Origin of the sequence: Streptomyces sp. NPDC059900 (assembly GCF_050270335.1) — a bacterium.
Taxonomy (GTDB): Bacteria; Actinomycetota; Actinomycetes; order Streptomycetales; family Streptomycetaceae; genus Streptomyces.
On sequence record NZ_JBNNJZ010000536.1, the window covers coordinates 1 to 5483 of the forward strand.

Here is a 5483-nt window from a genome sequence, read left to right on the forward strand (position 1 = left end):
TCGCTCATCACGCTCACTCCCTCCCGCTGAAGGCCCACGCCCCCGCCCAGCGGCTATTCGCGACGGGGCGGGGTAGGGGAAAGAACCGCCGGAGGCCGGCCTCCGGAGTGGCTAGAGCCAGCCACGCTGGCGTGCCTCTCGTACCGCCTCCATGCGGTTCCGCGTCCCCGTTTTCCCGATCGCGCCCGAGAGATAGTTCCGCACCGTCGACTCCGAAAGGTGCAGCTTCGATGCGATGTCGGCGACCGTCGCTCCGTCCACGGAGGCCCGCAGGACATCCGCCTCCCGCGCGGTGAGAGGGCTGGGCCCCGCGCTGAGGGCCGCCGCCGCGAGCGCGGGGTCGATCACCGTCTCCCCCCGCAGCGCCTGCCGGATCGCCTCCGCGAGATCCTCCACGGGACCGTCCTTGACCAGGAACCCCACCGCCCCGGCCTCCATGGCCCGCCGCAGATAGCCGGGCCTGCCGAAGGTCGTGAGGATGAGGACCCGGCACTCGGGGCACTCCTCCCGCAGCGCCGCCGCCGCGTCGATCCCGCTGATCCCCGGCAGCTCGATGTCCAGGAGCGCCACATCGGGCCGGGAGTTCAGCGCCGCGTCCACGATCTGGTCGCCCGCGCCGACCTGCGCGACGACCTCGATGTCCTCCTCCATGCCGAGCAGCAGCGCGAGGGCGCTGCGCATCATTCCCTGGTCCTCGGCGAGCAGGACTCTGATCATGGGGTGCGCTCCTCCACAACGTGACCGGTGCCGACCTCGGTGACCGGCAGCTCCGCCGCGACCCGGAAGCCGCCGCGCGGTGCGGGTCCCGACTCCAGGGAGCCGCCCGCCGCCGCCAGGCGTTCGGCCAGGCCCTTCAGCCCGCTGCCGGGCGTGGTCGAGCCTACGCCGCGGCCGTCGTCGGTGATCAGCAGCCGAGTCCGTTCGGCGGTGCCGCTCACCTCGATCTCGCAGCGGGCCGCCTTGGAATGGCGTACGACGTTGGTGGCGGACTCGCGGACGACCCAGCCCAGGAGCGCCGCGGTCTGCGGGGCCAGCGGCGGTCCCGACTGGCGTACGACCGCCTCGATGCCCGCCGCATCCAGGAGGTCGCGGGCCCGGTCGAGCTCCGTGGCGAGGCTGCCCTCGCGGTAGCCGGTGACCGCCTCGCGGATCTCGGTCAGGGCCTGGCGGCCGACGGACTCGATGTCGGAGACCTGGCCGAGCGCCGCCTCCAGGTCGCGGGGGGCGAGACGGCGCGTGGCCTCCGCCTTGACCACGATCACCGAGAGCGTGTGGCCGAGCAGGTCGTGCAGGTCCCTGGAGAAGCGGAGACGCTCCTTCTCGACCGCGGTGCGCGCCAGCTCCTCGCGGGTGGTGCGCAGCTCCTTGACCGTCTCGGAGAGGGCCAGGATCGCCGCCGTCACCATGACGGAGAGGAACGTGCCGTACGCGATGCCCGCCGCGTCCCAGCCGTCCTTGAGCCCGCCGACCACCGCCGCCGTGATGCTCAGGGCGAATCCGGCGGGGACCAGTTGCTTGCCGCGCAGGACCGATCCTGTCGCCAGGCCGAGGAGCGGGAAGAACATCAGCCAGCTGCCGCCGTACCCGATGGTGAGGGCCAGGGTGACCGCGGCCAGACCGAGCAGCGAGTACTTGGTGGCGCGCGCCTCGCGGGCCTGCTTGGTGAAGGCGCGGAACACCACGCTGATGTAGAGGGAGTTGAAGGCGAGCAGCCCGATGCCGGCGAGCCAGGGGTTGCCCGTCTTGCCCTGGAGGAGGTTGGAGAAGGAGCCCATGCCCATCAGGAGCCAGGGCAGCATCGCGAAGCCGTTGGGCGGGCCCAGGTCCTCGGGCTTGCTGCGGCCCGACTTCTCCTGTGCCCGCATCTCGGCGAGCTGTTCCCTGCCGCTGTGCTTCCATCCCGCGAGACGTGTGTGCCTCTGCCAGAAGTTCTTCACCGGCATTGCTTCTCCTGTCGCGCCGTGGCGCCTCGTCGCGGTCTTCATGGGGCGCCTCGTCATACCGTCCGCGCAGCCCGGCGGTACGAGATCACAGCGTACGAACCGAACGCGAGCAGCCGGGCGGCAAGCATCACCACGCCGGAGAACGCCACGGCCCGCCCGGCGGCGGGAACTGTCTTCGTCATGGCTATGACGCTACGAACCGGGGGTGGTGCGGCGGCAGATGCGGTTGTACGGACTGGGCCGGTACAAATGTCACACGGTGCTCGACGGCCGCCCCGCGGCACACATCTGACGTAACGTCAGGAGTCTTCACAACTACCGGACGCTCGGCTATACATGGGATCGCCGGACTGGAACGCGTTCTAGAACGGGCTCCTCCGGCCCTGTTGCGACCTCGGTGCGACCGACGGTGCGGACGGCCGCACCGAGGTCTTCAGACAGCCGCCAGACAGTCTTCGGACCGGCCAAGGAGCTGCCAACCACATGCCCATCGACGCCGCGAAAGCACTGGCCGCGGAGCCCCGGTCGGCCGGGATCGGCTGGGATCACAAGGACATCCAGCTCTACCACCTGGGCCTGGGCGCGGGCACCCCCGCCACCGACCCCGACGAGCTGCGCTACACCCTGGAGTCGAAGCTGCACGTCCTGCCCAGCTTCGCGACCGTCGCGGGCGCGGGCATGGGCGTCGTCGGCGGGCTCTCGGCGCCCGGCGTCGAGGTGAACCTGGCCGCGGTCCTGCACGGCGGCCAGAGCATCACGCTGCACCGCCCGATCCCGGTCAAGGGCGAGGCCGTCACCACCTCCAAGGTGGCCGCCGTGTACGACAAGGGCAAAGCCGCGATCCTCGTGCTGCGCACCGAAGTCGCGGACGACGACGGCCCGTTGTGGACCAGCGACGCCCAGATCTTCGTACGCGGTGAAGGCGGATTCGGCGGCGAACGCGGCCCCTCCACCCGCCTCCCGGCCCCCGAGGGCGAGCCCGACAAGATCGTCGAACGGGCCGTCCGCGAGGACCAGGCGCTGCTCTACCGCCTCTCCGGCGACTGGAACCCGCTGCACGCCGACCCCGAGTTCGCCAAGCTCGCGGGCTTCGACCGGCCGATCCTGCACGGCCTGTGCACCTACGGGATGACGCTCAAGGCGGTCGTCGACACGCTGCTCGGCGGCGACGTCTCGCGGGTGCGCGGCTACAGCACGCGCTTCACCGGAATCGTCTTCCCCGGCGAGACCCTGCGCATCCGGATGTGGCGCACCGAGGGCCGTATCCAGGTGGCGGTCACGGCGGTCGAGCGGGACGACGCCCCGGTCCTCGCCGACACGGTCGTCGAGCACATCTGAAGCCGCGGACCGGCCTGAAGCCGCGGACCGGTCTGAAGCCACGGACACACCGGAAGCCAGGGACACGCCTGAATCTTCGTACGAGAGGAGCCGCACCATGCGCGCAGCCGTGCTGCACGAGATAGGCCAGGACAAACTCGAGGTCCTCGACGACGTCGAGACGGTGGGCTTCGGCCCCGGCAAGGTGAAGATCCGGGTGCGGGCGACGGGCCTGTGCCACTCCGACGTCTCCGCGATGAACGGTGTCCTGCCGCAGCCCGCGCCGTTCATCCCCGGCCACGAGGGCGCGGGCGAGATCGTCGACGTCGGCGACGGCGTGAGCGGAGTCAGCCCCGGCGACCGGGTCCTGGTGTGCTGGCTGCCCGCCTGCGGCACGTGTCCGGCGTGCAAGCGCGGCCAGAGCCAGCTGTGCCTGGCCGGATTCATGAACGCGGGCACGCCCAACTTCAAGCGTCCCGGCGGTGATGTCTTCGGCTTCGCGGGCACGGGGACGTTCACCGAGGAGGTCGTGGTCGACGCGGGCTGCGCCGTGCCGATCCCGGACGACGTGCCCTTCGACGTCGCGGCGCTCATCGGCTGCGGAGTGACGACCGGGCTCGGCGCCGCCATCAACACCGCCGACGTGAAGGCCGGTTCGTCGGTCGCCGTCATCGGCTGCGGCGGCGTCGGCATCTCCGCGATCCAGGGCGCGCGGCTCAAGGGCGCGGCCCAGATCGTCGCCGTGGACCCGGTCCAGTCGCGCCGCGAGGCCGCCCTGCGGTTCGGCGCGACGGAGGCGGTCGCACCGGACGCCCTGGAGGACGCCAAGCAGCGGATCACCGGGGGTGAGGGCTTCGACTACGTCTTCGAGGTGGTCGGCAAGTCCGCCACCGCCCGTACCGCGTACGAGACGACGCGACGCGGCGGCACGCTGTGCGTCGTCGGCGCGGGCGCCATGGACGACAACCTCCAGTTGAACATGTTCGAGCTGTTCTTCGACGAGAAGAAGATCCTGCCGTCCATGTACGGCGGCGGCGACGTTCTGCAGTCCTACGAGCGGGCCATCGCCCTGTGGCGCGCGGGCCGGATCGACCTGGAGAGCATGATCACCCACCGGGTGCCGCTCTCCGAGATCAACGAAGCGCTTGACCAGATGCGTACGGGCGTCGCGCTGCGTACGTGCATCGAGATCTGAGAGGACTTCGATCCCTGATGGCACAGCCATTGCCACGGCCACTGGACGGTTTGGCCGCGATCGTGACAGGAGCGGGCCGGGGCCTCGGGCGTGCGGAGGCCCTGGAACTCGCCCGGCTCGGCGCGAGCGTCGTCGTGAACGACTTCGGACAGCCCGGACGCGACGGCTCGGGCGAGGCGTCGGCGACGCCCGCCGAGGAGGTCGCGGCCGAGATCCGGGCGGCGGGCGGGCAGGCCGTCGCGCACCTGGGCGACGTCGCGGACCACGAGCAGGCCCGCGAGCTGGTCCGGTTGGCGGTCGACACGTACGGCAAGCTCGACATCCTGGTCAACAACGCGGGCATCCTGCGGGACCGGATGATCTTCTCGATGAGCGAGAGCGAGTGGGACTCGGTCATCCACGTCCACCTCAAGGGCCACTTCAACACGACGCACTTCGCCTCCGCGCACTGGCGCGAGCGCTCCAAGGCGGCGGGCGGGCCGGTGTACGGCCGGGTCGTCAACACCTCGTCGGAGGCGTTCCTGGCGGGTTCGGCCGGTCAGCCGAACTACGCGGCGGCGAAGGGCGGCATCGTCGGCCTGACCACGTCGAGCGCGCTGGCGCTCGGCAAGTACGGGGTGACGGCGAACGTCATCTGTCCGCGGGCCCGGACGCGGATGACGGAGGACGTCTTCGCGGGCTTCCAGGAGCCGGGGGACGGCGAGCTCGACGCGCTCGCTCCCGAGCATGTGGCACCGCTGGTGGGCTACTTGGCCTCGCCCGCGGCGGCCGGGGTCAACGGGCAGTTGCTGGTGGTCCACGGCGGGATGGTGGCCGTGGTCGAACGCCCGAGGGTGGCGGCGAAGTTCGACACGTCGAAGGGCGTCTTCACGTACGAGGAACTGGACGGGGTCCTGTCCCCTTATTACGCGGAACGGCCGCCGAACGAGACCTTCGCGGCGTCTGAGGTGCTGAGCCTGAAGCGGGACTGAAAATCCGCCGGCGAGGGGGCGTCCTCAAACGCCGGACGGGCTGGATCTCCAGCCCTG

Annotated in this window: 6 protein-coding genes; 3 read left to right on the forward strand and 3 right to left on the reverse strand. The window is 70.9% G+C overall.

The window, feature by feature from the left end; genetic code table 11:
• Window positions 1–111: 111 nt before the first annotated feature.
• The 3 genes from ACQKIP_RS38315 to ACQKIP_RS38325 are packed head-to-tail and all read right to left on the reverse strand — an operon-like array spanning window position 112 to window position 2125.
• Window positions 112–717, reverse strand: a complete 606-nt coding sequence (locus ACQKIP_RS38315; RefSeq protein ID WP_365852394.1) for a response regulator transcription factor — start codon at window positions 715–717, stop codon at window positions 112–114.
• Window positions 714–1943 carry a sensor histidine kinase gene (locus ACQKIP_RS38320; protein ID WP_427745202.1) on the reverse strand — a complete coding sequence of 410 codons (1230 nt, stop codon included), beginning with the start codon at window positions 1941–1943 and terminating at the stop codon, window positions 714–716. The genes ACQKIP_RS38315 and ACQKIP_RS38320 overlap by 4 nt, the downstream gene beginning before the upstream one ends.
• 53 nt (window positions 1944–1996) lie before the next feature.
• Window positions 1997–2125, reverse strand: coding sequence for a hypothetical protein (locus ACQKIP_RS38325; RefSeq protein ID WP_365852396.1), 129 nt, complete (start codon window positions 2123–2125; stop codon window positions 1997–1999).
• 301 nt (window positions 2126–2426) lie between these two features.
• Here ACQKIP_RS38325 and ACQKIP_RS38330 point away from each other — a divergent pair, with 301 nt between their 5' ends.
• The 3 genes from ACQKIP_RS38330 to ACQKIP_RS38340 all read left to right on the forward strand — a co-directional run bounded on the left by ACQKIP_RS38330 (window position 2427) and on the right by ACQKIP_RS38340 (window position 5426).
• Complete coding sequence (locus tag ACQKIP_RS38330; protein ID WP_365852398.1) at window positions 2427–3281, forward strand: MaoC/PaaZ C-terminal domain-containing protein; 855 nt, start codon at window positions 2427–2429, stop codon at window positions 3279–3281.
• A 97-nt stretch (window positions 3282–3378) separates the two neighbouring features.
• Window positions 3379–4455: a Zn-dependent alcohol dehydrogenase gene (locus ACQKIP_RS38335; protein ID WP_365852400.1), complete on the forward strand. Its 1077-nt coding sequence runs from the start codon at window positions 3379–3381 to the stop codon at window positions 4453–4455.
• A 17-nt stretch (window positions 4456–4472) separates the two neighbouring features.
• Window positions 4473–5426 carry a 3-oxoacyl-ACP reductase gene (locus ACQKIP_RS38340; protein ID WP_365852402.1) on the forward strand — a complete coding sequence of 318 codons (954 nt, stop codon included), beginning with the start codon at window positions 4473–4475 and terminating at the stop codon, window positions 5424–5426.
• The last annotated feature ends 57 nt before the right edge of the window (window positions 5427–5483 follow it).

Excerpts from the sequence above, each read along its gene's own strand:
- ACQKIP_RS38330 (WP_365852398.1), top strand. The coding sequence starts at position 2,427 with ATGCCCATCGACGCCGCGAAAGCACTGGCCGCGGAGCCCCGGTCGGCC.
- ACQKIP_RS38315 (WP_365852394.1), bottom strand. The coding sequence starts at position 717 with ATGATCAGAGTCCTGCTCGCCGAGGACCAGGGAATGATGCGCAGCGCC.
- ACQKIP_RS38335 (WP_365852400.1), top strand. The coding sequence starts at position 3,379 with ATGCGCGCAGCCGTGCTGCACGAGATAGGCCAGGACAAACTCGAGGTC.
- ACQKIP_RS38325 (WP_365852396.1), bottom strand. The coding sequence starts at position 2,125 with ATGACGAAGACAGTTCCCGCCGCCGGGCGGGCCGTGGCGTTCTCCGGC.
- ACQKIP_RS38320 (WP_427745202.1), bottom strand. The coding sequence starts at position 1,943 with ATGCCGGTGAAGAACTTCTGGCAGAGGCACACACGTCTCGCGGGATGG.
- ACQKIP_RS38340 (WP_365852402.1), top strand. The coding sequence starts at position 4,473 with ATGGCACAGCCATTGCCACGGCCACTGGACGGTTTGGCCGCGATCGTG.